25 protein-coding genes are annotated in these 23,913 nt (G+C 69.2%); 14 read left to right on the forward strand and 11 right to left on the reverse strand.

Annotated elements, in window-relative coordinates:
- Positions 1-7 precede the first annotated feature (7 nt).
- A complete protein-coding gene (locus ACFWN2_RS11415; protein ID WP_382426738.1) occupies positions 8-1,057 on the reverse strand; it encodes a LacI family DNA-binding transcriptional regulator in 1,050 nt (349 codons plus the stop codon).
- Between the two features lie 227 nt (positions 1,058-1,284).
- Between ACFWN2_RS11415 and ACFWN2_RS11420 the strand changes: the two genes are divergently transcribed.
- Both ACFWN2_RS11420 and ACFWN2_RS11425 read left to right on the forward strand, forming a co-directional pair.
- Positions 1,285-2,088: an SDR family oxidoreductase gene (locus ACFWN2_RS11420; RefSeq protein WP_382426739.1), complete on the forward strand. Its 804-nt coding sequence runs from the start codon at positions 1,285-1,287 to the stop codon at positions 2,086-2,088.
- 55 nt (positions 2,089-2,143) lie between these two features.
- On the forward strand, positions 2,144-3,022 hold the full coding sequence (locus ACFWN2_RS11425) for a helix-turn-helix transcriptional regulator (RefSeq protein ID WP_382426740.1): 879 nt from the start codon (positions 2,144-2,146) through the stop codon (positions 3,020-3,022).
- Positions 3,023-3,063: 41 nt separating this feature from the next.
- Here ACFWN2_RS11425 and ACFWN2_RS11430 read toward each other — a convergent pair whose 3' ends face one another.
- The 3 genes from ACFWN2_RS11430 to ACFWN2_RS11440 are packed head-to-tail and all read right to left on the reverse strand — an operon-like array spanning position 3,064 to position 4,884.
- The gene (locus ACFWN2_RS11430; RefSeq protein WP_382426742.1) at positions 3,064-3,459 is read right to left on the reverse strand and encodes a PRC-barrel domain containing protein; all 396 of its coding nucleotides are present in this window, start codon (positions 3,457-3,459) and stop codon (positions 3,064-3,066) included.
- A gap of 37 nt (positions 3,460-3,496) precedes the next feature.
- A complete protein-coding gene (locus ACFWN2_RS11435) occupies positions 3,497-4,030 on the reverse strand; it encodes a DUF305 domain-containing protein (protein WP_382426744.1) in 534 nt (177 codons plus the stop codon).
- Positions 4,030-4,884 (reverse strand): lytic polysaccharide monooxygenase, encoded by an 855-nt coding sequence (locus ACFWN2_RS11440; protein ID WP_382426746.1) that lies wholly within the window; start codon positions 4,882-4,884, stop codon positions 4,030-4,032. The genes ACFWN2_RS11435 and ACFWN2_RS11440 overlap by 1 nt, the downstream gene beginning before the upstream one ends.
- A gap of 197 nt (positions 4,885-5,081) precedes the next feature.
- On the opposite strand from ACFWN2_RS11440, the gene ACFWN2_RS11445 reads away from it, so the two are divergent.
- On the forward strand, positions 5,082-5,426 hold the full coding sequence (locus ACFWN2_RS11445; protein ID WP_382426748.1) for a VOC family protein: 345 nt from the start codon (positions 5,082-5,084) through the stop codon (positions 5,424-5,426).
- Positions 5,427-5,450: 24 nt separating this feature from the next.
- Positions 5,451-5,696, forward strand: a complete 246-nt coding sequence (locus tag ACFWN2_RS11450; protein ID WP_382426750.1) for a DUF2630 family protein — start codon at positions 5,451-5,453, stop codon at positions 5,694-5,696.
- 1 nt (position 5,697) lies between these two features.
- Here the strand turns inward: ACFWN2_RS11450 and ACFWN2_RS11455 are convergent, their stop codons facing one another.
- On the reverse strand, positions 5,698-6,189 hold the full coding sequence (locus tag ACFWN2_RS11455) for a GtrA family protein (protein WP_382426751.1): 492 nt from the start codon (positions 6,187-6,189) through the stop codon (positions 5,698-5,700).
- Positions 6,190-6,264: 75 nt separating this feature from the next.
- Positions 6,265-7,185, reverse strand: a complete 921-nt coding sequence (locus ACFWN2_RS11460; RefSeq protein ID WP_382426752.1) for an AraC family transcriptional regulator — start codon at positions 7,183-7,185, stop codon at positions 6,265-6,267.
- A 70-nt stretch (positions 7,186-7,255) separates the two neighbouring features.
- On the opposite strand from ACFWN2_RS11460, the gene ACFWN2_RS11465 reads away from it, so the two are divergent.
- On the forward strand, positions 7,256-7,885 hold the full coding sequence (locus ACFWN2_RS11465) for a class I SAM-dependent methyltransferase (protein WP_382426754.1): 630 nt from the start codon (positions 7,256-7,258) through the stop codon (positions 7,883-7,885).
- A 98-nt stretch (positions 7,886-7,983) separates the two neighbouring features.
- On the forward strand, positions 7,984-9,954 hold the full coding sequence (locus ACFWN2_RS11470) for a WD40 repeat domain-containing serine/threonine protein kinase (protein WP_382426755.1): 1,971 nt from the start codon (positions 7,984-7,986) through the stop codon (positions 9,952-9,954).
- 28 nt (positions 9,955-9,982) lie between these two features.
- On the opposite strand, the gene ACFWN2_RS11475 is transcribed toward ACFWN2_RS11470, so the two are convergent.
- Entirely contained in the window at positions 9,983-10,450 is a 468-nt protein-coding gene (locus tag ACFWN2_RS11475; RefSeq protein WP_382426757.1) for a hypothetical protein, read from the reverse strand.
- Between the two features lie 78 nt (positions 10,451-10,528).
- Here ACFWN2_RS11475 and ACFWN2_RS11480 point away from each other — a divergent pair, with 78 nt between their 5' ends.
- Positions 10,529-12,142, forward strand: a complete 1,614-nt coding sequence (locus ACFWN2_RS11480; RefSeq protein WP_382426759.1) for a purine-cytosine permease family protein — start codon at positions 10,529-10,531, stop codon at positions 12,140-12,142.
- Positions 12,143-12,193: 51 nt separating this feature from the next.
- Positions 12,194-13,891, forward strand: a complete 1,698-nt coding sequence (locus tag ACFWN2_RS11485; protein ID WP_382426761.1) for a cation:proton antiporter — start codon at positions 12,194-12,196, stop codon at positions 13,889-13,891.
- On the opposite strand, the gene ACFWN2_RS11490 is transcribed toward ACFWN2_RS11485, so the two are convergent.
- Positions 13,892-14,653: a GntR family transcriptional regulator gene (locus ACFWN2_RS11490; protein WP_382426762.1), complete on the reverse strand. Its 762-nt coding sequence runs from the start codon at positions 14,651-14,653 to the stop codon at positions 13,892-13,894. It abuts the gene before it with no gap.
- 309 nt (positions 14,654-14,962) lie between these two features.
- Here ACFWN2_RS11490 and ACFWN2_RS11495 point away from each other — a divergent pair, with 309 nt between their 5' ends.
- From ACFWN2_RS11495 to ACFWN2_RS11520, 6 genes are all read left to right on the forward strand, one after another.
- Positions 14,963-16,099: an extracellular solute-binding protein gene (locus tag ACFWN2_RS11495; RefSeq protein WP_382426764.1), complete on the forward strand. Its 1,137-nt coding sequence runs from the start codon at positions 14,963-14,965 to the stop codon at positions 16,097-16,099.
- On the forward strand, positions 16,096-17,040 hold the full coding sequence (locus tag ACFWN2_RS11500; protein ID WP_382426766.1) for a carbohydrate ABC transporter permease: 945 nt from the start codon (positions 16,096-16,098) through the stop codon (positions 17,038-17,040). Before ACFWN2_RS11495 ends, ACFWN2_RS11500 begins: the two co-directional genes overlap by 4 nt.
- A complete protein-coding gene (locus tag ACFWN2_RS11505; protein WP_382426767.1) occupies positions 17,037-17,858 on the forward strand; it encodes a carbohydrate ABC transporter permease in 822 nt (273 codons plus the stop codon). Before ACFWN2_RS11500 ends, ACFWN2_RS11505 begins: the two co-directional genes overlap by 4 nt.
- Positions 17,855-19,258, forward strand: coding sequence for a beta-N-acetylhexosaminidase (locus tag ACFWN2_RS11510; RefSeq protein ID WP_382426769.1), 1,404 nt, complete (start codon positions 17,855-17,857; stop codon positions 19,256-19,258). Before ACFWN2_RS11505 ends, ACFWN2_RS11510 begins: the two co-directional genes overlap by 4 nt.
- Positions 19,243-20,610 (forward strand): cellulose binding domain-containing protein, encoded by a 1,368-nt coding sequence (locus tag ACFWN2_RS11515; protein WP_382426771.1) that lies wholly within the window; start codon positions 19,243-19,245, stop codon positions 20,608-20,610. The genes ACFWN2_RS11510 and ACFWN2_RS11515 overlap by 16 nt, the downstream gene beginning before the upstream one ends.
- Before the next feature lie 63 nt (positions 20,611-20,673).
- The gene (locus ACFWN2_RS11520; protein ID WP_382426773.1) at positions 20,674-21,384 is read left to right on the forward strand and encodes a type 1 glutamine amidotransferase domain-containing protein; all 711 of its coding nucleotides are present in this window, start codon (positions 20,674-20,676) and stop codon (positions 21,382-21,384) included.
- A 2-nt stretch (positions 21,385-21,386) separates the two neighbouring features.
- Here the strand turns inward: ACFWN2_RS11520 and ACFWN2_RS11525 are convergent, their stop codons facing one another.
- The 3 genes from ACFWN2_RS11525 to kstR all read right to left on the reverse strand — a co-directional run bounded on the left by ACFWN2_RS11525 (position 21,387) and on the right by kstR (position 23,860).
- Positions 21,387-21,788, reverse strand: a complete 402-nt coding sequence (locus ACFWN2_RS11525; RefSeq protein WP_382426775.1) for an MmpS family transport accessory protein — start codon at positions 21,786-21,788, stop codon at positions 21,387-21,389.
- Between the two features lie 73 nt (positions 21,789-21,861).
- Positions 21,862-23,271: a hypothetical protein gene (locus ACFWN2_RS11530; protein ID WP_382426777.1), complete on the reverse strand. Its 1,410-nt coding sequence runs from the start codon at positions 23,269-23,271 to the stop codon at positions 21,862-21,864.
- A 10-nt stretch (positions 23,272-23,281) separates the two neighbouring features.
- Positions 23,282-23,860 (reverse strand): cholesterol catabolism transcriptional regulator KstR, encoded by a 579-nt coding sequence (gene kstR / locus ACFWN2_RS11535; RefSeq protein ID WP_382427440.1) that lies wholly within the window; start codon positions 23,858-23,860, stop codon positions 23,282-23,284.
- Between the last annotated feature and the right edge of the window lie 53 nt (positions 23,861-23,913).

The following is a 23,913-nucleotide window of genomic DNA, read 5'->3' on the forward strand; positions in this document are numbered from 1 at the left end:
CGGAAGATCAGGCCCGAGGCCGGGACGACCCGCGCACGACCAGTTCCGGCGCCAGCAGTGCGGCCACGGGCAGTGTCGACCCGTCAGGCCCGAGCAAGGCCTCGACGATCCGCCGTCCGATCTCGGGGATCGGCTGGCGGACGCTGGACAGGTCGAGGACCTCCGCCGACGGTGTGTCGTCGTAGCCCACCAGGGCCACGTCCTGTCCCGGAACCAGCCCGAGATCGCGGAAGGCCTGCAGAGCGCCCGCCGCCAGGGTGTCGGAGGCGGCGACGAGGGCGGTCGGCGCGTCGGCCCGGTCCAGGAGGGAGCGGGCCATCCCGGCACCGCTGACCCAGGTGTCCTCGCCGCGCACGTCGAGGCGTTGGCTGCCGGCCAGCAGGCCGTGGCGGTCCATCGCCGTCACCCAGCCATTTGCCCGGTCGTCGCCGACGCGGTGGCCGTCCGGAAAGCCGAGGAACCCGATCCTGCGGTGGCCGCACGCCGCCAGGTGCTCGACGACCGCGGCTATGCCCGCCGCGTTGTCGACGTCCACCCAGCCGGTCGCGTCAGCGGAGTCGGAGAACCTGCCGAAGCACACGAACGGCACTCCGGCGCTCTGCAGCACGACCGGCCGCGGGTCTTCGGGTGACAGGTTGTAGAGCACGACACCCTCGACCGACCCGCTGCGCACCAGTCGCACGCAGGTGGCGGCCTCGCTCTCCGCGTCGTCCACCGCGAACAGCATCAGGTGCCGACCGGCCGCCTGGCCCGCCTCGGCGAGCGCGTGCAGGAACCGGTCGTGCAGGTGGGCGAGCGAGTGGGAGGAGACGGGCTCGATGCGGCACGCGATCATGCCGGCCGAACTCGACCGCAGCGCCCGCGCCACCCGGTTCGGCTGGAACCCGAGGTCGGTGACGACGCGCTGGACTCGTTCCCGCGTCTCCGGGCGCACCTTCTCCGGGTAGTTCATCACGTTCGAGACCGTCTGCTTCGACACCCCGGCGGCCACGGCGACGTCGGCGATCGTGACCGGGCCAGACCGTGGTGCGACTGGACTGGCGGGCGGTTTCGCCACGACGAACACCCCTGACCTCTGCTGCGCACCGTCGCCGGCGCAACGCGTTGAGTTGATCGATGAGACCCGGCCGAGGCCATCGTAACGAGACCCTGCAGGTAGGCCGGCCAAGGCGGTTTCCCGGCGAAGGAGGCTCTCGCAGTACCTGTACCGCCAGGATCTCCCGGACTTCGAGGCCGCTCGGCAACCTGGTCGCGTCGGCTTTCGCAACAAAGGGAAGAACATCAATGGCGGCCAACCAGTTCACCTCTCACGCAGACCTCTTCGACCTGAGCGGGAAGCGCGCACTCGTCACCGGCGGCACCGGCGGAATCGGAATGATGATCGCGCGTGGCCTCCTGCAGGCGGGTGCCCGCGTCATCATCAGCTCACGCAGGGCGGACGCGTGCACGGAGGCGCAGCGCCAACTGTCCGAGTTCGGCGACGTGCGAGCGTTCCCCGCCGACCTGTCGAAGTACGACGAATGTCAGCGCCTCGCGAATCTCGTCACGGCCGACTCGGAACGCCTGGACGTCCTCGTCAACAACGCGGGAGCGATGTGGCGCGAGCCGCTCGCGACGTTCCCGCCCGAGGCATGGGACTCGGTGGTCGACCTCAACCTCAAGTCGCCGTTCTGGCTGGTGCAGGCGCTGCTCCCGGCACTGTGCAGGGCGGGCACCGCCGACGACCCCGCGCGGGTCGTCAACATCGGCAGCATCGCCGCCGTCCACGTCGCCGACTCGCCCAACTACTCGTACGCCAGCAGCAAAGCGGGACTTCACCAACTCACCAGGGTGCTCGCCAGGGAGCTGGGCCCTCAGCACGTCACGGTGAACGCGGTGGCGCCGGGACCGTTCCCGTCGCAGATGATGGCGGCCACGCTGGAGGCCGTCGGCGACACGATCGCGGCGAAGGCCCCTCTGCGTCGGCTCGGCCGCGACGACGACATGGCGGGTATCGCCGTGTTCCTCGCCAGCCGGGCGGCGTCCTACCTCACGGGCACCATCATCCCGGTCGACGGCGGCATCGCGACGACCGCGACGGGCACCTAGACACGGGCACCGACAGAACCTCCCTCCGTACCCGGACAGGACCTACGGTGAAGTCGTGACCACGATCGATCCGCGCACCGAGATCAAGGAGTTCCTGAGCTCGCGTCGCGCACGGCTCACGCCCGAGCAGGCAGGACTGCCCGCCTACGGCGCCCACCGCCGGGTCAAAGGTCTGCGACGCGAAGAGGTGGCTCTGCTGGCCGGGGTGTCGGTCGACTACTACGTCCGCATGGAGCGCGGCAGCCTCGCCGGTGCCTCCGACGGGGTGCTCGACGCGCTGGCGTCCGCCCTCCGGCTCGACGAGGCCGAGCGCGCTCACCTGTTCCACCTGGCGAGGCAGTCCAGGGCGCCGGGTGGTGCACGCCGCAAGCGACCCGCCGTGAAGGTGCGGCCGGCGCTTCTGCGAGTGCTCGACGCCATCACCGACGCACCGGCTTGGATCTGCAACGGCCGGTACGACGTCCTGGCCGCGAACCGGCTCGCCCGCGCGCTCTACTCACCGGTGCTGGCTGACCCGCGACGGCCGGCGAACACCGCGCGGTTCGTGTACCTGGAACCCGAAGCGGCGAGAACGTTCTTCGTCGACTACGACCGGATCACCCGCGACGTGGCAGCCAAGCTGCGCATGGAAGCGGGCCGCAACCCGCACGACGAGGAGCTGATCGCCCTGGTCGGTGAGTTGTCGACGCGCAGCGAGCTGTTCCGGCAGCGGTGGGCGTCCCAGGACGTCCGGCTCCACCGGTCGGGACGCAAGAGCGTGCACCACCCGGTGGTGGGCCGGCTCGACATGGACGTCGAGTCGATGGAGATGTCCGCCGAACCCGGCCTGCTCCTGAACGTCTACACCGCGCCGGCCGGCTCGGCGAGCGCGGACGGTCTGGCCCTGTTGGCGTCGTGGGCGGCCGGTCAGGGGGAGAGGACGCCCACTCGCTGACGCTGGACCGGTTCGACCTGCAAGAGTCGCCTTCCGCAGGGCTAGAGCATCGGTGGCATCAACCGATAACTGTCCGAGTAGTACGCGTCGGTCCGCGTGCGGTAGCCGTCATGGTCGTCCGCGTCGTACTCGGGAGCGTTCTTGATCTGCTCCTTGGTGCGGTCGACGTGGACCTTGCGCTCCGCGTGGTCCACCGACCGCACCGTGCCGACCGGGAGCACGACCTTGCGGCCGAAGATCCACGGCCCGGTGTCGACCATCAGGCAGTCGTGCGGCACCTTGGCGTTGTCGTCGTCGATCTTGCCGATGCCGCCGTCGGTGGCCTCGACCTCGTACCCGATCAGGCCGGTGTCGGGGCGGTCGCCGAGGTCCTGGTCGGGCTTCTCGGCCCACGACGGGTCGCGCCACACCCACGGGACGAACGGAATCGGTTGCACTTCTGCCTCCTCGGTGGCCGGAGCCACCGAGTACCCGTCAGGCCTTCCCGAGGAACGTCTTCATCATCCCGATCTGCGCGGTGCGGGACTTGTCGATCCGGTCGGCGAGGTCCTTCACCTCCTGGTTCGCGCCGCTGCCGGTCTCCCAGCGCGCCATCTGCACGGCGTCGTCCTGGTGGGCGATCATCACGTTGAGCAGGCGCTGGTCGAACTCCGTGCCGCGCAGCGCGGACAGGCGTTCGACCTCCGCGGGGTCGGACTCGCGCATGCCGCCGTGGCCCGTGTGGGAGTCCGGTGGTGCGGTCAGCGGTTCGCCCCACGACGTCAGCCAGTTCCTCATCGTCTCGGCCTCGGTCGCCTGGGTCTGCTCGATCGCGGCCGCCAGCATGCGCAGGTCCTCGTTCTGCGCACGGTCCTTCGCGAGGGCGACCAGTTCCACTCCCTGCTGGTGATGGGGAAGCATCATCTGCAGGAACATCACGTCCAGCGGATCGCCGCGCAACACGGCGTCCGGCTGCGTGGTGGCGCAGCCGGACACCATGAAGGCGAGCACCAGCAAGAAGAACCGCATCAGAGGCGTCGCCACAGGGCGGGCGTGTTCGGCGGTTCCCAGCCGGCGAGGGCGGTGTGCGCGAGCTGGCACTCGTAGTTCACGCCGCCGTAGGTGACGCGGTTGCCGACCGAGTACGTCGTGCCCGCCGCCCACGTCCCGCCGGCCGGCGGGGGAGTCGTCGTGGTGGTCGTGGTCGGAGGGGGCGTGGTGGTCGTCGTGGTCGGGGGCGGCGTGCTGCCGCCGCCGAAGTCGACGTCCGAGCACGTGTAGAACGCCTCGTTGCTGCCGACCACGCGCTGCCAGATCGAGTAGATGATGTGGCGGCCCGAACGGCCGGGCAGGTTCAGCGTCCAGTTCGTGAACGTGGACGGGTTCTGGTTGTTGAACGTCTGGAGGTGCACGAGGTCCGACCAGCGCAGCGGCTGCGTCGGGTTCCAGCCGTCCCTGGTGATGTAGAACTCGAAGTTGCTGTTCGAGTGCGGTGCCGACGCGTGGTAGGTCACCGTCAGCGAACCGGCCGACACGCGCTTGGCGGGCCAGTCGGCGCGTTGCAGGTCGAGCCCGCGGTACTTGTCACGGCCGGCGCTGCACAGCTTGCCGTCCGGAATGAGCTCGCGGTGACGGCCGCCGGCCTCGAGCAGCGAGACCTCGTTCCAGTCGTAGTAGGCCTGCGTGCCACCGGCGGCCACGGCCGCCTTGCACGCGTCGGACTTCGGGGTCTCCGGACCCTCGTTCTTGCACGTGTACACCCGGCTGGCCGGATCGGACATCGTGCCGTGGGCGATCGCGGGCGTCGTGGGGACGATGAACGCGACGACCACCGCGGCGGTGGAGGTGAGGCTCGCCAGGGCAAGCCGAGTGCGTGTCTTCAAAACGCCTCCTGGCAGGCGGAGGTGGCGATCACTTCCGCAGGGGGAGGTGATCGCGTGACGGGTCGGCGGCCCTGTTCACAAGCGTAAACAAGTGGTTGAACCATTTCATGCGACCAATCGGACGAATCACCCTTCGTGCCGATGAGTACCGACGGTGTCCCCGGTCTGCCTCGTCGAGCGATCGGAAGGTGGACGGTGTGGACCTGCACAGCGTGATGTGCGTGAGCGATCTGGCGAGGTCGCGGGAGTGGTACGGGGTGTTCTTCGGCCGCGGGGCGGACGAGGTCATCGGCGAGGAACACCTCTGGCAGGTGGGGGAGAACGCGTACGTCGTCCTCGACGCCCGTGACGTGCGGGCGTCGCACGTCGGCGGCTCGATGCTCACGTTCGGCGTGGAGATGGGAGAGTTCGACGGGGCGCTGGAGCGGCTCGCGGCGCACGGGGTGGGCCACGGGACCGTCGAGACGTACTCCAACGGCGTCCGGCACGTCGAGGTGCTCGACCCGGACGGCAACAGCCTGTCGCTGGCCGCGCTGCCGTAGGCGGTTCGTCGTAGAGTCGGGCGGATGAGCGACGAGAACGTGCTGGGCCGCATCAACGACCTGGTCGACGAGGAGCACCGGCTCCGTCAGCAGCTCGCGGCCGGCGAGATCTCCACGGACGAGGAGCACGCGCGCCTTCGGTCACTCGAGGAGGCCCTCGACCAGTGCTGGGACCTGTTGCGGCGCCGCCGTTCGGCGCGGTCGCAGGGCGAGGACGCGGAGGACGTCCCGGCCCGCTCGGTCGGCGAGGTCGAGGGCTACCTGCAGTAGGTCAGCTCTTGGTGTCGCGGAAGATGACCCAGCGCATGACGCTGTACATGAACGCGGCCTCGCACGCGCCCGCGACGATCCGGGACAGGTGGTACTGCAGGCCGAACTCGGTCAGCGCGCTGCCGACGCCGAGGATGAACGCCAGGTAGTTGATCGTGATCGCGACGGCGTAGAGCCCCGCCTGCGGGCCGACCGGCGCGTGCGAGCGGAAGTTCAGGGCCCGGTTGAGGACGAAGCTCAGGCCGAACGCGAGGACGTAGGCGATCGTGAACGCGAGCGGCACCGGCAGGCCGAGGCCGCCGCGGAACAGCGTGAGCAGCAACAGGTCGATGCCGAACGTGAACCCGTTGATCAGGGCGAACCCGAGGAAGCTCGGCGCGATGACGCGGGACAGACCGAACGGCAGCCGCCTCACCACGACTTCCATCAGGTCGTGGAACCTCGCGCCGAGGTCTTTTCTGTTGTCGCTCAAGGTGGGCGTGCCGCCGGTCATGGTCACGACAGTGCCACGGCCAGGAGGGACGAAAGCGACGAAAAGCCTGGTGGGGGTCAGGCCGTTCGCAGGAGTTCAGCGAGTGTTCAGGTGGTTGAACTTCCGCCAACGCGTGGGGCTCATCCCGTGCAGCTTGCCGAACGTCCGCGCGAAGTAGCCGGCGTCCGTGATGCCCACCTGGCGCCCGATGTCGCCGACCGGCAGGTCCGTGACGGCGAGCAGGCGGCGTGCCTGGACCATCCGGCGCTCGGTGATCCACTCCTGCACGGTGCGGCCGGTCCGCCTGCGCACCGTCGAGGTCAGGTGGCCGGGGGAGATGCTGACCGCGGCGGCGACCTCGCGCAGCGAGAGCGGTTCGGAGTAGCGCCGCTCGATCACGTCGAACACCTCGGCCAGCAGCGGCTCGGCGTTCTCGCGCAGGTCGCCGACGACGTCCGCGGCGAGCCTCGACACCCCGACGAGCAGCAGCGTGAGGTGCGCGGACACGGCTTCGCGGTAGCCGTCGCGGCGGTGCCGGAGCTCGTCGTGCAGCGCCTCGACGCGGGCGGTCCACTCGGAGCGCTGTTCCTGGGGCACCTTGAGCCGCAACGCTCCGGTGGCGCCGCCGTGGACGAACGGGAACAGCAGCGGGTGCGTGCGCCACGCCAGGTGCGTGCCCGGCGTGTCGCTGCCGAGCGCGTCGGCGGTGAAGAAGACGCCCCAGCCCCGTGCGCCGAGGAGGTCGTCGCTGCGGGCCCTGCCCATCACGTCGCCGGGCGCGATGACGAACAGGTCGCCCTCCTCGACCTCCCTCGCCTGCCGGCCGTGGCGGACCACGCCGCCCGCCGTCTCGAAGTACGCGATGCCGGGGAAGTCGTGGGAGTGCGCCTCGTGCGAACCGTCGAAGTCCAGGCCGTGCCCGAGCCGCACGGCCGCCACGGACAGCTCTCCGGGAGCGGGCCGCCAGGCGTACTGCGCGGGCTCGGCGCCCTTCACGGGCGTTCGCTGGGTTTGCACCGTCAAATCATCCCATTCAAACCGAGGATCGACACAGAAATCCTGGTGTGACACCGGTCAGAATGAGTTCATGACCGAAATATCGTCCCAAGAGCGCGACTACCTGCCCGGCATGGGCAAGCACTACCTGATGCCGCTCTACGACGTGCTGCACCGGGTGTCCGGGCTGCACACCGTGCACCGGGAGATGGTCGAGCTGGCACGGCCGCAGGCGGGGCACCGCGTGCTCGACGTCGGGTGCGGCACCGGGAACCTGTTGCGCGCCATCGGGAAACGGCATCGGGACGTCGAGCTCGTCGGGATCGACCCCGATCTGAAGATGCTGGCGCGGGCCGAGCGCAAGCTCCGGCGGGCAGGGCTTGAGGCGAAGCTGGACCGGGGCTTCGCGCAGGAGCTGGCGTTCCCCGACGCGTCGTTCGACCGCGTCTTCTCCAGCCTGATGCTGCACCACCTGGACAGCGCGTCGCAGGCGGAGATGCTCGCCGAGGTACGCCGGTTGCTGAAGCCGGGAGGCCTGCTCGTGCTCGCCGACATGACGCACCACGGGCACGGCGGCGCGCACCACGGGCACGGCGCGCACGGCATCGCCGCGGCCGGGTTCACCGTCGAGCAGACCCGGAGTCGGGAACTGCGGATGTTCGGTACCGTCGGGATCGAGGTCGCGAGTCCACTCCGGACAGGTCCATTGTCGACCGATTGATTGCACACGATGTTGCTTTGATACCAGGCGATCCAATTCGTCAACGAACTTGCCGAAGGCGCGTGGATGAGAGTGCGCTCCCATCTATGCTGCCCGCCGTGACAGATGCGACGGGAAGTCTGGTGGCGCAGCGCTACCGGCTCGTTCAGGTGATCGGCACCGGCGGCATGGGCCGGGTCTGGCTCGGCCGTGACGAGGTCATCGGCCGTGAGGTGGCCATCAAGGAACTGCTGCTGCCCGCCGGGCTCGACGCGCAGCAGCGGGCGTTGCTGTGCCAGCGCGCCATGCGCGAGGCGCAGCTCGCCGGTCAGCTCAACCACCCCGGCATCGTCACCGTGCACGACGTCGTCGAGTACAACGGCACCCCGATGATCGTGATGGAGTTCGTGCGCGGCGGTTCGCTGTCCGACGCCGTCAAGGCCCAGGGCGCGCTGCCCCCGGACCAGGTCGCGTACGTCGCCACGTCGATGCTGAGCGCGCTGCGGGTGGCGCACCAGGCCGGCATCGTGCACCGCGATCTCAAGCCCGCCAACGTGTTGCTGTCCGGCGACCGGGTCGTGATCACCGACTTCGGCATCGCCAGGCTCACCGGCGACGTCCCGCTGACCACGGACGGCTCGATCGTCGGCACGCCCGCGTACATGGCGCCCGAGCAGGGCACCGGCGCTCCGATCACGCCCGCGACGGACCTGTGGTCGCTCGGCGCCACCCTGTACGCCGCGGTCGAGGGCAGACCGCCGTACCAGGGCCAGGACTTCATGACGACCCTGTCGATGCTGCTCACCCAGGAGCCGCCGCCCCCGCAGCGCGCCGGGCACCTCTCGTCGCTGCTGGGCGCGTTGCTGCGCAAGAACCCCGCCGAACGCGCCACGGTCGACCAGGCCCTCGCGATGCTCGCCGGCGCGCCCGTCGTGCTGCCGGTGGTCGCCAAGCCCGGTGTCAGCAGGCGCACGGCGCTGTTCGCCGGCGTCGGCGCGGTCGTGGCGATCGGTGGCGGCACCGCGTGGTGGCTCACCTCGAAGAACAAGACCGGCGGTGACGGCGCCCAGCTGCCCTCCACCGGCGACAACAAGGCCGCCTCGAACAAGGAGGGCGGCTCGGAGCAGTCCACGACCTCGTCGGTGGCCGAGCCCGGCAGTCCGGAGGAGTTCACCGAGCACGTCCAGCTGGTCGACCACAAGGAGTCGGTCTCGTCGGTCGCGTGGAGCCCGGACGGCAAGATCCTCGCGAGCGCCGAGGACGGCCTGGGCGACGGCGGCGCTCTCGTCCGCATCTGGGACACCACGACCGAGAAGCTCATCGGCACCGTCCAGAACCCGGACGGTCCCGGCGGCGCCTCGGCGTGCGCGGTCGCGATCAGCCCGGACGGCAAGATCCTCGCGGCGGGCGGCAACCGCACCGGCGACTTCACCACGTACCTGTGGAACATCGCCGACCGCTCGATGATCGGCGGTCTGGACGACAGCCGTTCGATCATGAAGACCCTGCGCTTCCATCCCGACGGCAAGACCCTCGTCGGCATCACCCACACCGGCCGCCTGCTGGTCTGGGACGTGGCGACGCGCAAGGTCAAGATCGGCCTGACCGAGGCGAGGGGCAGCAGCGAGCTGTCGTTCAGCCCGGACGGCAAGCTGCTGGCCTACGCGGGCAACAAGTACCAGGAGATCAGGATCGTCGACCCGGCCTCCGGCAAGACGGTCAAGACCATCACCGACTCGACCGGCGACGGCGGCTCGTTCTCGCCCGACGGCAAGACCCTGGCGGTCGTCGACGGCGACGGCAAGAACAGCATGCAGCTCTGGGACGTGGCGTCCGGCCAGAGCTCGGCGGTGTTCCCGCGCGCCGACGACGGCCTGACGCTGTCGAGCGCGCTGTTCCACCCGGACGGCAAGACGGTCGCGACCTGGGGACAGGGCAACTTCGTCCAGCTGTGGGACGTGAAGACCAAGAAGATCCGCGCCACCGTGATCGGTGCGGGCGGCCAGATCCAGACGGTGGCGTTCTCGCCCGACGGCAAGCGGCTCGCCGCGGGTGGTGACGACAAGACCGTCCGGATCTGGAAGATCTAAAGGCGCGGACCGGAACGTCGCCGACCCGCTAGAGGCCTTCCAGCTCGAACACGTCGATCCCGTGGCGTTCCAACGTGTCGGCGAACGCCTCGATCACGTTGTCGAGGATCCACTCGCAGCGCGCCCGCAGCGCCGCACCTTCGGGAGTCCGGAAAGCGGGAATGGCCGCGGTGAGGCGCACGGCCGTGGGCCATTCGTTGTCGTACTGCCACAGCTCGGCGGCCGGGGTCAGGAAGATCCCGGCCTCCTTGAACACCCCGGGGTGGGCCGCGCGCGGCGTCCTGGTGGCCAGGACGAGCCAGCCGGACGCGATCCGCACCTTCTGGCCGCCGACCGTGTCGTGCAGCGTGTGCTCGGCGGGGACCTGGTGGTTCGTCAGCAGGACCACCACCTTGTGCGCCCACTCCGAGATCGCCGCGGACCGCGCGGCCCACGTCTCGGCGGCGGCCTCGTCGTCGAGCCTGCGCTGCTTCATGAACGTCACGAGATCATCCATAGTCGGTGAACATAGCGTCATCGTCATGACACAAACGGTGTGATCGCAGGAAACGCGCGTTTCGTAGCGTCGAACTCCATGACCGTTGAAGAGGTTGTGGAGCGTGCGCCGGCTCCTGCGGCGTCCAAGGAGACGCTCGAGGACTACACGCTGCGGTTCGCGCCGCGGACCTACCGGCGCTGGACACCCGCGGTGGTCGGAGCCTCCGCGCTGGGTGGCATCGCCTACATGGCGGACTTCTCGATCGGTGCGGGCATCGCCCTCACCCACGGCACCGGGAACGCGCTGCTGGCCATCGGGTTCGCCGCGATCGTCATCTTCGTGACCGGCTTCCCACTGGCCTACTACGCCGCCCGCTACAACATCGACCTCGACCTGATCACGCGTGGATCGGGCTTCGGCTACTACGGCTCGGTGATCACCAGCGTGATCTTCGCGAGCTTCACGTTCATCTTCTTCGCGCTCGAAGGCTCGATCATGGCCCAGGGGCTGCGGTACGCGCTGGGAATGCCGCTGTGGCTGGGGTACCTGGCGTCGACACTGGTGATCATCCCGCTGGTGATCTACGGGATGAAGGTGCTGGCGAAGTTGCAGAGCTGGACGAACCCGTTGTGGCTGCTGCTGATGGTGGCGCCGCTGCTGTTCCTGGTGATCGCGGAGCCGTCGTCGGTGGGCCGCTGGCTCGCGTACGGCGACACCGGCGTGAACCTCGCGGCGGTCATGCTCGGCGCGGGTGTGTGCCTGTCGTTGATGGCGCAGATCGGCGAGCAGATCGACTACCTGCGGTTCATGCCACCGCGCACGGCGGAGAACCGCCGCGCGTGGTGGACCTCGATGGTCATGGCCGGGCCGGGCTGGGTCGTGTTCGGCGCGATCAAGCAGGCGATCGGCGCGTTCATGGCGATCTACGTGCTCGACGCCGTCGGCAAGATCGCGGCGGTGGAGCCGATCGAGCAGTTCACCGGGGTGTTCCGGCAGTTCATGCCCACCTGGCTGGTGGTGCCGCTCGCCCTCGTGCTGGTGGTGCTGAGCCAGGTGAAGATCAACGTCACGAACGCCTACTCGGGGTCGCTGGCGTGGACGAACTCGTTCACCCGCGTCACGAAGCACTATCCGGGGCGGCTGGTGTTCGTGCTGGTCAACCTCGCCATCGCGCTCGTGCTGATGGAAGCGAACATGTTCAGCTTCCTCAACAACCTGCTGAGCTTCTACTCGAACTGCGCGATGGCGTGGGTCGTCACGGTCGCGGCGGACATCGCGATCAACAAGTACCTGCTGAAGCTGTCGCCGAAGCAGCCCGAGTTCCGCCGGGGCATGCTGTTCGCGGTCAACCCGGTGGGCGTCGGCTCGTTCCTCGCGTCGTCGATCCTGTCCATCTCGGTCTACTTCGGACTCTTCGGCGCCGCGATCCAGCCGTACTCGCCGCTGGTCGCGGTCGGGATCCCGATCGTGCTCACGCCGTTGCTCGCGATCGTCACGCGTGGGCGTTTCTACCTGCGGCGCACGGACGACGGCATCGCGGAACCGCTGCTCGACGAGGACGGCAACCCGAGCGGGACGCGGTACGACTGCGTCGTGTGCGGGGAGTCCTACGAGCGGCCGGACGTGATGGCGAGCGCGCAGGGCGGCGAGATCTGCTCGCTGTGCCTGAGCACCGACCGTGACGGCCGCCACGTGCTGCCCGCGTCCTGACCGGCGCGCCTTCGCGGGCGAGGTCCGTCCTGATCAGACAAACTGCTCGTCATGCAGGAATGGGCCTTGCTCGCGGTCGCGGCCGTGCTGATCATCGTGGCTGTCTCGTACTTCGCGCCGAAACTGGGCGTGGCGGCACCCGTGCTGCTCGTGCTGGTCGGCATGGGCTGCAGTCAGCTGCCGGGAGCGCCACATCTGGTCGTGGAGCCCGAGTGGATCCTCGTGATCGTGCTGCCCCCGATCCTCTACTCGGCCGCGGTGAACGTGCCGGTGGTCGACTTCCGGCGGAACTTCGCGACCATCGGATCGCTGTCGGTGCTGCTCGTGCTCGTGTCCGCGTTCGGCACCGGCCTGCTGATCTGGTGGCTGCTGCCGGAGATCGGGTTCGCCGCCGCCCTGGCGCTCGGCGCGGTGATCAGCCCGCCGGACGCAGTCGCGGCCACCTCGATCGGCAAGAAGCTCGGCCTGCCACCCAGGCTCGTCACGATCCTGGAGGGTGAGGGGCTGGTCAACGACGCGACGGCGCTCGTCCTGCTGCGCACGGCGATCGTCGCGATCACGGCCAGCGTGTCGTTCGGCAGCGCGCTCGGCGACTTCGCGTACGCCGTGTCCGTGGGCGTGGTGATCGGCGCCGCGGTCGGCATCGTGTCGGTGTGGACGCGGTCGCGGATCCAGGGCCAGCCGGTCCTCACGACCGCGATCTCGTACGTGGTGCCGTTCCTCGCGTTCATCCCCGCCGAGGAACTGCACGCGTCCGGCGTGATCGCGGTCGTCGTGGCCGGGTTGATCACCGGGCACCAGAGCGCGCGCAAGTTCACCGCGCACGACCGCATCTCCGAGCGCACCAACTGGCGCACGATCCAGCTGATCCTGGAGAACGGCGTGTTCCTGCTGGTGGGCTTCGAGCTCACCTCGGTCGTCGGCGCCGTGGCGGACGACGGTCTGGCGCGGACGCTCGTGATCGGCGTGCTGGCCACGGTGGCGCTGGTCGTGCTGCGCGTCGCGTTCACGATCCCGGTGATCGCCCTGCTGCGCCGCCAGCAACGCCGCGCGGACGCGTTCACGAGCAAGCTGGAAGCGTTCGTGGACAGGGTGACCGCGCGCGGTCCGAGGCCGGGTGAGGAGAAGCGCTACGACCGCGGAGTCCGCATGCTGCAACGCAAGCAGGCCGACGTGGCGTTCTACGCGACCGAGGGCCTGAGCTGGCGCGGTGGTGCGGTGCTCGCGTGGTCGGGAATGCGCGGCGTGGTGACGGTCGCGGCCGCCCAGACGCTCCCGGAGGACCTGCCGTTCCGCAACGAGCTGATCCTGATCGCGTTCACCGTCGCGATCCTCACGCTGGTCGTGCAGGGCGGCTCGTTGCCGCTGGTGATCAGGTGGCTGGGCATCCGCGGCAACGACGACGACCACGAGCGCCGCGAGTACGCGAGGCTCGCGAGCGAGCTCGTGACGGCGAGCAGGTCGTTGCTGGAGAGCGAGACGTTGTGCCGCGAGAACGGTGAGCCGTTCGACGAGCACCTGCTGGAGCAGACGCTGGAACGGACGGTCGCGATGAGCGAGGGCATCGAGAAGAAGTTCCTCGAACAGAGCCCGGACATGTCGATGCACCAGCGCTTCGAGCTCCAGCGGATGATGACGGACGCGCAGCAGAACGCCCTGCTGGACGCCCGTGCCGGTGGCACCTACGCCTCGCACACCCTCGAACGCGCCCAGAGCTTCATCGACAGTCAGAGCGCCCGTTTCATGTGATCAGAACGGGTCGCCGCCGATCTTCGCCCGCACGTCCACGGTGTTGCGCGGCGACGCCCCGAGCGTAAGCCGCGACACGATCTTGTACCGGTCACCGCGGTAGATCGAGTGCACGTACTCGACCTGTCGTCCCTCCGCGTCGGTGGTCAACCGCTCGAACAGCAGAGCCGGTGCCAGCTCGGGAACTCCGAGCAGCGCGGCCTCGGACTCGTTGACCACGGTGGGCTCTATCGACTGCACGGCCTCGGAAACGTGCACGCCGTGCTCGCGCAGCCGTTCGTAGAAGTCGCCGGACTCCATGTCGTGCAACGTGAGTGACGGCGCGACGTGAGCCGGGACGTGCAGGTACTCCAACGCCATCGGCTCGCCGTCGACCAGGCGCAGCCGGGCGATGTAGTGGATGTCGGCGGCGGGGGAGAGGTGCAGGCGCCGGCCCACCCGTGCGCCGGCCGGGATGCGGGCGTGTTCGAGCACGCGCGACGACCACGTGCCCGAGGCCTGCGGCAGGGACATGGATCCGGTGTCGGAGACCATCTCCTGCGTGATCTTGGCGCGCGCGACGAACGTGCCGCGGCCGTGCTGGCGGACGAGGAGGCCGGTGTTCACCAGTTCCTCCACGGCCGAGCGGACGGTGGGCCGCGACACCGAGAGTTGCTGGCACAGCACGCGTTCGGCGGGGATCGGGGCGCCCGCCGGGTGGGTCTCGATGAGTTCCAGCAGGTAGTCGCGGACCTGCTCGCGCTTGAGGATCGCTTCGGCCATGCCCCTCCGCTCGGTCGGCGGCCAGTATGGCATACCACTGGTAAGTAACCAGCCCGATTCATTCCGGGTGGTCAGTACCAGTCCGATCGGGGTCTGGACCGCTCTCACGCGTCCAAGCAGGGGATTGACCTGACAAGTGGTCTATGCCACTTTCTATCCACTCCATCGGACCTGACCAATTGGTCACATCTCAGCGAGAGGTGAGTCGTGTCGCGCTCCGCTGCCTTACTCGTCCTGGCTCTCACGTTGTCCGCCTGTGGAACGTCCGCGGGTGGGGGAGGTGAGAAGCAGGAGATCACCGTGTGGCTGATGAAGGACACGGCCACCGAGGAGTTCGTCTCGAAGTTCGAGAGCGAGTTCGAGAAGGACCACTCGAACCTCGACCTGAAGATCCAGATCCAGGAGTGGAACGGCATCACGCAGAAGGTGACCAGTGCTCTGGCCAGCACCGATCCGCCTGACGTGATCGAGGTCGGCAACACCCAGGTCGCGCAGTACGTGGCCAGCAAGGGCGTCACCGACCTGTCGGCCAAGAAGGCCGAGCTCCAGGGAGACGACTGGATCCCGGGCCTGTCCGAACCCGGTGCCGTGGACGGCAAGCAGTTCGGCGTCCCGTTCTACGCCGCGAACCGGGTCGTCATCTACCGCAAGGACCTGTTCGAGGCCGCTCAGGTCACGCCGCCCAAGACGCGCGAGGAGTGGCTCGCCGCCACCGCCAAGCTCGACCAGGGCGAGCAGCAGGGCATCTACCTGCCCGGCCAGAACTGGTACACGCTGTCCGGGTTCGTCTGGGACGAGGGCGGCGACCTGGCGAAGCAGGACGGCGGCAGCTGGAAGGGCTCGCTCAACACGCCGCAGGCGTTGGCGGGCATGGACTTCTACAAGCAGCTCCAGGCGCTCGGCGACGGGCCGAAGGACTCCGACGAGGCCAAGCCGCAGCAGACCGACGTCGTCGCGGGCGGCAAGGTCGCGCAGTTCATCGCGGTGCCCGGCGCGGCGAAGCTCGTGGAGAAGGCCAACCCGGAACTGGCCGGCAAGATCGGGTTCTTCCCGATCCCCGGCAAGACCGCGGACAAGCCCGGCGCGGTGTTCACCGGCGGCTCCGACCTGATCATCCCCCTGGCGTCGAGCAGGCAGGACGGCGCGTACGAGGTCGTCAAGGCGCTCGCCGGCGAGAAGTGGCAGGTCGAGCTCGCGAAGGCGATGAACTACGTGCCGAACCGCAAGTCGCTCGCGTCCTCGGTGGGCGGTGACCCCGGCACGGCGGCCATGGCGCAGGGCGCCGCCAACGGGCACGCGACCCCGAACTCGCCGAACTGGGGCGCGGTCGAGGCCCGCAACCCGATCAAGGAGTTCCAGACCGCGGTCCTGACCGGCACCGATCCGAAGACGGCCGCCGCGAAGGCCGACGAAGTGATCACCCAAGCGCTCAACTCCGGCAAATGACGATCCTCGCCGAGAGGCCGGTGCAGGAGACTGCGCCGGCCCCGCCGAAGCGCCCCAAGCGGTCGGTGCTGCCGTACCTGCTGATCGCGCCGACGCTCCTCACCACCGCGTACCTGCTGTTCTACCCGCTGGTGCGCAACGTGATCATCTCGCTGCAGGAGTTCGGGCTGCCGCAGCTCGTGCGCGGTGACGCGAAGTTCGTCGGGCTGGCGAACTACGCGAAGGTGTTGTCCGACCCCGAGTTCTGGTCCGTGGTCAAGCGGACGCTGTGGTTCACCGCGATCAACGTCGTGCTGATCATGGTGCTGTCCACCCTGGTCGCGCTGCTGCTCGTGCGGCTCGGCAGGTGGCTGCGGCTGCTGGTGATGGGCGGGCTGGTGCTCACCTGGGCGACGCCGATCATCGCGGCCACCACGGTGTTCCAGTGGCTCTTCCAGTCCCGGCTCGGCATCGTGAACTGGGCGCTGGTGTCGCTGGGCTTCGAGGAGTACCGCGACTACACGTGGTTTGCGGACGGCGACGCGACGTTCGGCATCCTCGTCGCGCTGATCGTCTGGCAGTCCGTCCCGTTCGCGGCGCTGTCGCTGTACGCGGCGATGGTCACCGTGCCGCAGGAGCTCTACGAGTCCGCCCGCATCGACGGCGCCGGCGCGTGGCGGGTGTTCACCACCATCACGTTCCCCATGCTGCGCGCCATGTTCGGGCTCATCACGTGCCTGGAGGTGATCTGGGTCGTCAAGGCGTTCGTGCAGATCTGGGTGATCAGCCAGGGCGGTCCCGGACAGGCCACCACCACGCTGCCGGTCTACGCCTTCCAGGTCGCGCAGTCGTTGCAGCGCTACGACCTCGGCGCCGCGGTGTCGATGCTCATGGTGCTGCTGCTCGTGCTCGCACTCCTGGCGTACTTCCGCCAGCTCTACCGGCAGGAGCAGGAAACGTGATCGGCCGGATCTCCCGCACCACGGCGGCGTTGCTCGTCTTCGTGCTCTCCGTGTTCCCCGTCTACTGGATGGTGCTCACGGCCTTCAAGCCCACCAAGGACATCCAGAGCGCGACACCGACGTTCCTGCCGATCCCGATCACGTTCGACCACTTCTCCACCGCGATCGCCGCGAAGGGGTTCTTCTCCTTCTGGCGCAACAGCCTTCTGGTCGCGGGCGGCGCGGTGCTGCTGGCGTTGCTGGTGGCTCTACTCGCGTCGTTCGCGATCGCGCGGCTGCGGTGGAAGGGCCGCAGGGCGTTCGTGCTCATGGTGTTCATCGCGCAGATGACGCCGTGGGAGGCGCTGCTGATCCCGATCTACGTGATCGCGCGCGACACCGGCATGCTCGACACGCTCTGGATCCTCACGCTGGTCTACTTCATGATGACGCTGCCGTTCACGATCGTGACGCTGCGCGGGTTCCTCGCCGCCATCCCGGTCGATCTGGAGGAGGCGGCGCAGGTCGACGGCTGCACGCGCGGGCAGGCGTTCCGCAAGGTCGTGTTCCCGCTGCTGGCGCCCGGTCTGCTGGCGACCTCGCTGTTCGGGTTCATCACCGCGTGGAACGAGTTCGCCTTCGCCAACGTGCTGATCATCAAGGACCAGGACGACCGCACGCTGCCGGTCTGGCTGTCCTCGTTCAACAACACCTTCGGCACCGACTGGGGGGCCACCATGGCCGCGTCGACGCTGTTCATGCTGCCCGTGCTGCTGATCTTCATCGTGCTGCAGGGCCGGGTCACCACCGGCATCGTCGGAGGGGCGGTGAAGGGATGATCGTCCCGCTCCCGACGAGGATCGTCCGCCGCAGCAGGGGGTTCACGCTGGACGCCGACACGAGCGTCCGCGTCACGCCCGGCGCGGAGCCCGTCGCACGGCTCCTCCGCGCCCTGCTGCGGCCCGCCACGGGCCTGCCACTGCCGATCAACGACCACGGCCAGGTCCTCATCGCCCTGGACGCGAAGCTCGTCGGCCTCGGCGCGGAGGGCTACGCGCTCACCGTCAACGAACACGGCGTCATGCTGCGCGCGGCGACCAAAGAGGGCCTGGCGCACGGCATCCAGACGATCAGGCAACTCCTGCCGGCCGAGGCGCTCAAGCCCTCGCGAGTGTCCGATGTGGAGTGGGCGCTGCCCGGCGTCGACATCCGCGACGTGCCGAGACTGCCGTGGCGCGGGTTCATGCTCGACGTCGCCCGGCACTTCCAGCCGGTGCCCGTGATTCGCCGGTTCGTCGACCTGATGGCCCTGCACAAGCTCAACGTCCTGCACCTGCACCTGACCGACGACCAGGGTTGGCGCATGCCGGTACCCGCCCACCCGCTGCTGACGTCGGTCGGCGGCTGGCGCACCGAGACCAACGGCGACGGCGTTCCGCACGGCGGTACCTACACCCGCAGCGAGCTGGAAGGCCTGGTGGCCTACGCGGCCGAACGCGGCGTCCGGGTCATGCCGGAGATCGAGATGCCGGGCCACGCCCGCGCCGCGCTGGCCGCCTACCCCGACCTCGGCGTCGCACCGGAACCACTGCCCGTCTGGACCCGCTGGGGCATCAGCGACGCGGCGTTCGGCCTGCACGCCATGGGTTTCGTGCGCGAGGTCCTGGCCGAGGTGCTGGACGTGTTCCCCGGCGAGCACGTCCACCTCGGCGGTGACGAGTGCCTGCTGCCGGAGGACGTGCACGGCCAGTTCCTCCGGCAGGCGAGCAGGTACCTGCTCGACCAGGGCCGCGTCCCGGCGGCCTGGGAACCGACGGGCGACCCCCGCGCCGTCGTCATGCCCTGGAAGGACGAGACCCAGGCGGCCAAGGCGCTCGAACGCGGCCAACCGGTCGTGATGACCCCCCACACCTCCACCTACCTCGACTACCCGCAGTCCGACGGCCCGCACGAACCACCCGGCCAGCCCGGGTTCGTCGTCACCACCCGTGACGTCTACGACGTGCCGCTGCCCGACGGCGTGCTCGGCGCCCAGTGCCAGCTGTGGACCGAGCACGTGCGGTCGAAGGACCACCTGGAGTACCTGGCGTTTCCCCGTCTTGCCGCGCTGGCCGACACCCTCTGGTCCCAGCGCCCCGAGTGGGAGGGCTTCACCACCAGGATGCGCCTCCACTCGTCACGGCTCGCCGCCTTGTCCATCCCTGCCGAAATGAGGAGAGAACGTTGCGAGCACTCCTAGCCGCGTCCTGCGCGGCGCTGGCCGTGGCCGCACTGGCCGTCGCGCCGAACGCGTTCGCCGCCGACGCGATCACCGCCCAGTACCGGACCAGCGCGTCCGGCGCGACCACCGACCAGGCCGAACCGTGGTTCAAGCTGGTCAACTCCGGCACCACGAGCGTGCCGCTGTCCGACGTGAAGATCCGCTACTACTTCAAGAGCGACACCCCGGACGTGGGCTACCGGTTCGCCTGCTCGTGGGCCGTGCGCGGCTGCGGCAACGTGACCGGCCAGTTCGGCACGCTCACCGGCGGCCCTGCCGACCGCTACCTGGAGGTCGGCTTCACCTCCGGTGCCGGCACGCTGAACCCCGGCGCCGACTCCGGTGACCTCCAGCTGCGCTTCTACCGCACCAACTGGGGCCCCATCAACCAGTCCGACGACTACTCGTTCCGCGCCGACAGCAACTACTCGGCGTCGAACAAGGTGACCGTGTACCGCGGCAGCACGCTGCTGTGGGGCACGCCGCCCGGCGGCACCCCGCCCACCACCACGACGACCACGACGACGCCGCCGAACCCCAACGGCGCCAAGATGTTCGACGACTTCGCCTACAACAACTCGAGCGACTCGCGGATCAGCCAGCGCGGCTGGACCGTCCGCTCTGGTGCGGGCGGCCCCGGTGTCCCCGGCGCCGAGTGGGACGCCTCGCGCGTCACGTTCCCGACCGTCGACGGCCAGAAGGTGCTGCGCCTCGACTCGTGGAACAACGGCTCCGCCGCGAAGCAGACGGAACTGTTCCACCAGCGCAAGTTCTTCGAGGGCACCTACGCGGCGCGCGTGAAGTTCAGCGACGCGCCGGTCTTCGGCCCCGACGGTGACCACGTCGTGCAGACGTTCTTCACCATCACCCCGCTCGACGCGCCGATGGCCCCGAACTACGGGGAGATCGACTTCGAGTACCTGCCCAACGGCGGCTGGGGCGAGCAGGGCAACATCATGTACGAGACCACCTGGGAGACCTACCAGAACGAGCCCTGGGTCGCGGACAACATCCACAACGAGCAGCGCCAGAGCTACAACGGCTGGCACGACCTCGTGTTCCAGGTCGCGAACGGCCGCGTGAAGTACTACATCGACGGCAACCTCGTCGCCGACCACGGCGACAAGTACTACCCCGAGACGCCGATGTCGATCAACTTCAACCTGTGGTTCATCTCCGGCGGCCTGCAGGGCAGCTCGGCCGAGCGCGCCTACCAGCAGGACGTGGACTACGTGTACTTCGCCAAGGACCAGGTGCTGAGCCCGGCCCAGGTGAAGACGGCGGTGCAGGACTACCGCAACGCGGGTGTCACGCACACCGACAACGTGTGATGCCGGGCGGGCCGGCCGACACCGGTCGGCCCGCTTCCCACCCGGTTTGGCAGGATCGCAAGCGTGCGCGTGCTGATGCCCCTGCCCGACCGCGACTTCGACGTCACCGAGGTGGCCGTGCCGTGGCGCCTGCTGACCGACGCCGGCCACGAGGTGGTCTTCGCGACCGAACGCGGTGACGGCCCTGCCCAGGCGGACCCGCTCCTGCTCACCGGTGTCCTCTTCGGACAGCTCGGCGCCGAGGACGAGCCGAAGAGGTTCTACTCCCAGCTCGTCGAGTCGGCGGCCTACCGCGCGCCGATCGCGTGGGAGGCGATCGACCCCACGGCCTACGACGGACTCGTTCTGCCCGGCGGCCACGCACCGGGCATGCGGCAGTACCTGGGCGCGTCGTCGTTGCAGGACAAGGTGGCCGCGTTCTGGGCGCTGGAACGCCCCGTCGGCGCGATCTGCCACGGACCGCTGGTGCTCGCGAGGGCCGGTGTGCTCGCCGGTCGGCGCACCACCTGCCTGCCGAAGTACATGGAGCGCTCGGCCTTCTACCTCACGGCGTGGCGGCGCGGGCGGTACTACCGCACCTACCCGGACTACGTGCAGGACGAGGTGGTGGCGGCCGGTGCGACGTTCGAACGCGGCCCGGTCGAACTGTCCCGCCGCGGTACAGCGACCGACGACACACCGGCGTTCGTGGTGCGCGACGAGAACTACGTGTCGGCGCGCTGGCCGGGTGACGCGTACCTGTTCACCAGGACGTTCGCCGGTCTGCTCGGCTGAGCTCAGGTGGCGGTCACGGTCTCGCAGTTGACCATCTGACCCGGCTTGCCGGTCGCCGCCGCCAGTTCCTTCACACCGTCGAGCAGGATGCGGCACGTCAGCACCTGGTCGCCCTTCGGCGTGGCGGAGACCTGGGCCTTCTCACCGGCGTTGACGATGACCTCGACCGTCCACGGCAGCGGGTTCTCGGCGCGGACGGTCTGCGGCGTCTCCTTGCGGTTGCGGTTGGGCGACTCCGCGTACGTGAGGTCCACGAGCGTCTGCGCGGGCTCGGCCGACACCTCGTAGGTGATCGCCCACGCCTTGCCCGTCAGGGTCGTCCACCCGCCGAAGTGGTTCACCAGGGCGACGGTTCCGCCACCGAGGACGGCGAGCACCGCGAGGACGATGAGTGTCGTCTTCATAGGACAGACGTTAGAGGTGAACGCGGTGCGCGGGCGTCGTTCGGTGGTGTGACTCGCGGGTCATTCCGGGGGACTACGCCCCGCGCTCCAGGTACTTCTTGATGCAGTGCACGACGCCCTGCCTGCTCGCGAAGGCGTTGAAGTCGGCGAGCCGGTGCACCGTGAACCCCATGCCGCTCCACAGGCGTTCCATCTCGTCGTCGATCGCGGCGAGGTCGGTGTGCTCGCCGTGGCCGAACGTCGGCAGGTAGACGTGCCTGCCCTCGTCGGCGCTGTTCTCCACCAGGCAGTTGTTCCAGGTGATGTGGTGCCACGACCGGACGTTGATCGTCGTGTCCGGCGTCGCGCCCGCCTTGGTGAACTCGCTGACCACCTCGCGCAGTTCGGCGCCGTCGGGCGTGCCGGCGAAGGACTGGAGAGCGGCGAACGTGAGCTGCTGGGAGATGTGCGGCCGGTGCACGAGCGGGTTGCGCACGACGTCGAACCCGCGTGCCGCGAAGTCGGCGGCGATCTCGTCGTAGGCGTTCTGCAGGCCGTACGGCGACCTGGTGCCGAGAGTCGCGTCCGCGAGCGCGGGGCTGCCGACCAGCACGCGGAAACGGCCGTCCACCGGCCCGGCCAGCGTGACGAACATGTCGATGTGGAAGATCGGCTGGACGTCCCCGACACCGCCGCCAGGGATGTCCAGGTAGAACTCCGCGCCTTCCGTCGTGGCGTAGTAGGCCTTCAGCCCCAGCGGGCGTTTCGTGCCGACGAGGACCAGTTCGCGGTCGCTGTCGACGTGCCGGCGGAACAGCTCGCGGACGAACTCGACCGCGGTCCGGCCCGGTGGCACCGAGATCGGCAGCTCACCGCTCTGGACGAGTTCAAGGGTGTCGAGGAAGTAGTCGGTGCCGAGCAGCCAGAAGTCGTCGCCGATCAGGCAGTTGCCGCCCTGGAACACCAGCGGCGCCTGGGTCGCCCGCACCGGGCCGAACTCCTCGACGGCGTCCGCGATCAGCGAGTCGCCGGAGCGCAGGAACGACCACGGCTCCAGCAGGTACGTGCCGGCCTCGCCCTGGTCGGTGAGCGCGAGGTAGCCGTCCTCCGCCCAGTCCGTGAAGTCCACGTAGTCGGGCATGGGCACGTACTGGGCGCTGTGCCCGGCCTCGGTGAACCATCCCTCGACGGTCTCGCGGTCGCTCTCGTGGTGCACCACCACGAACCCGGTGCCGGGACGCAGCGCGCCGATCACCGAGCGGTAGCCCGCGGCCAGTTCCGGGGTGTGCACGCCGTAGGAGGGGAACGCGAGCAGCAGCCGGTCGATGGAGCCCGACCAGGAGGAGACCAGGCTGGGACGGGCGATGCCGGGGGTGGTGCGCAGCTGGTTCAGCACGCCGATGCGGGACGGGGCGAGTGCCGGGACCCGGTCGCCGTCCGTGCGGCGGTACTGGGGTGCGTCGGGAACCAGGAACCGGAAGGCGGCGTCGCCGTGCAGACCCATGGCTCCGAGTCTAGGACTTGAGCAGCAGGCGCACCGTCAGTTCGAGCCTGTTCGCGACGTCCGTTGCCGTGGCGCGGCGGGTGACCCAGGCGACCAGGTTCGACAGCCACACGTCGCCGATGACGCGGGCGATGGCCTTCTGCTCCTCAGTCGGCGCGTCGTCGCTCATCGCCTTGGTGAACATGCTCTCCATCAGCAGCGAGACCCTGTCGATCTCGGCGCCTGCAGAGGCGTCGGCGAACGTGAACGCGCGCGTCATCGCCTCGGTGAGGTGCGGGTTGCGCTGCAGGCCGCGCGTGATGCGGCCGAGCACGAACAGCACGCGCTCGTAGGAGCTGTCGCCGGGGATGGCGGTGCGGTCCATCTTCTCCTGCGCGCGCTCCAGTTCCACGGCGAGGCTCGACACGAGCAGGTGGACCTTCGAGGGGAAGTAGCGGTACAACGTGCCCAGCGCGACGTCCGCGCGGTCGGCCACGGCGCGCATCTGGACCGCGTCGAACCCGCCCTTGGACGCCAGCGCGATGGTCGCGTCGACGATCCGCTTGCGACGCTCGCGCTGCGCGGCGGAGCTGAGCTCGTCGCCCGCCATGAGCGCGTCCGTGCGCGACTTCGAAGGTGACACGGAGATGATCCTCCTGAAAC

The sequence above is a fragment of the Lentzea sp. NPDC058436 genome (genome assembly GCF_042721515.1).
Taxonomy (GTDB): Bacteria; Actinomycetota; Actinomycetes; order Mycobacteriales; family Pseudonocardiaceae; genus Lentzea.

Excerpts from the sequence above, each read along its gene's own strand:
- ACFWN2_RS11500 (WP_382426766.1), top strand. The coding sequence starts at position 16,096 with ATGACGATCCTCGCCGAGAGGCCGGTGCAGGAGACTGCGCCGGCCCCG.
- ACFWN2_RS11450 (WP_382426750.1), top strand. The coding sequence starts at position 5,451 with ATGAGCGACGAGAACGTGCTGGGCCGCATCAACGACCTGGTCGACGAG.
- ACFWN2_RS11465 (WP_382426754.1), top strand. The coding sequence starts at position 7,256 with ATGACCGAAATATCGTCCCAAGAGCGCGACTACCTGCCCGGCATGGGC.
- ACFWN2_RS11530 (WP_382426777.1), bottom strand. The coding sequence starts at position 23,271 with ATGGGTCTGCACGGCGACGCCGCCTTCCGGTTCCTGGTTCCCGACGCA.
- ACFWN2_RS11475 (WP_382426757.1), bottom strand. The coding sequence starts at position 10,450 with ATGGATGATCTCGTGACGTTCATGAAGCAGCGCAGGCTCGACGACGAG.
- ACFWN2_RS11435 (WP_382426744.1), bottom strand. The coding sequence starts at position 4,030 with ATGCGGTTCTTCTTGCTGGTGCTCGCCTTCATGGTGTCCGGCTGCGCC.
- ACFWN2_RS11485 (WP_382426761.1), top strand. The coding sequence starts at position 12,194 with ATGCAGGAATGGGCCTTGCTCGCGGTCGCGGCCGTGCTGATCATCGTG.
- kstR (WP_382427440.1), bottom strand. The coding sequence starts at position 23,860 with ATGGCGGGCGACGAGCTCAGCTCCGCCGCGCAGCGCGAGCGTCGCAAG.
- ACFWN2_RS11525 (WP_382426775.1), bottom strand. The coding sequence starts at position 21,788 with ATGAAGACGACACTCATCGTCCTCGCGGTGCTCGCCGTCCTCGGTGGC.
- ACFWN2_RS11510 (WP_382426769.1), top strand. The coding sequence starts at position 17,855 with ATGATCGTCCCGCTCCCGACGAGGATCGTCCGCCGCAGCAGGGGGTTC.
- ACFWN2_RS11420 (WP_382426739.1), top strand. The coding sequence starts at position 1,285 with ATGGCGGCCAACCAGTTCACCTCTCACGCAGACCTCTTCGACCTGAGC.
- ACFWN2_RS11480 (WP_382426759.1), top strand. The coding sequence starts at position 10,529 with ATGACCGTTGAAGAGGTTGTGGAGCGTGCGCCGGCTCCTGCGGCGTCC.
- ACFWN2_RS11455 (WP_382426751.1), bottom strand. The coding sequence starts at position 6,189 with ATGACCGGCGGCACGCCCACCTTGAGCGACAACAGAAAAGACCTCGGC.
- ACFWN2_RS11495 (WP_382426764.1), top strand. The coding sequence starts at position 14,963 with ATGAAGGACACGGCCACCGAGGAGTTCGTCTCGAAGTTCGAGAGCGAG.
- ACFWN2_RS11490 (WP_382426762.1), bottom strand. The coding sequence starts at position 14,653 with ATGGCCGAAGCGATCCTCAAGCGCGAGCAGGTCCGCGACTACCTGCTG.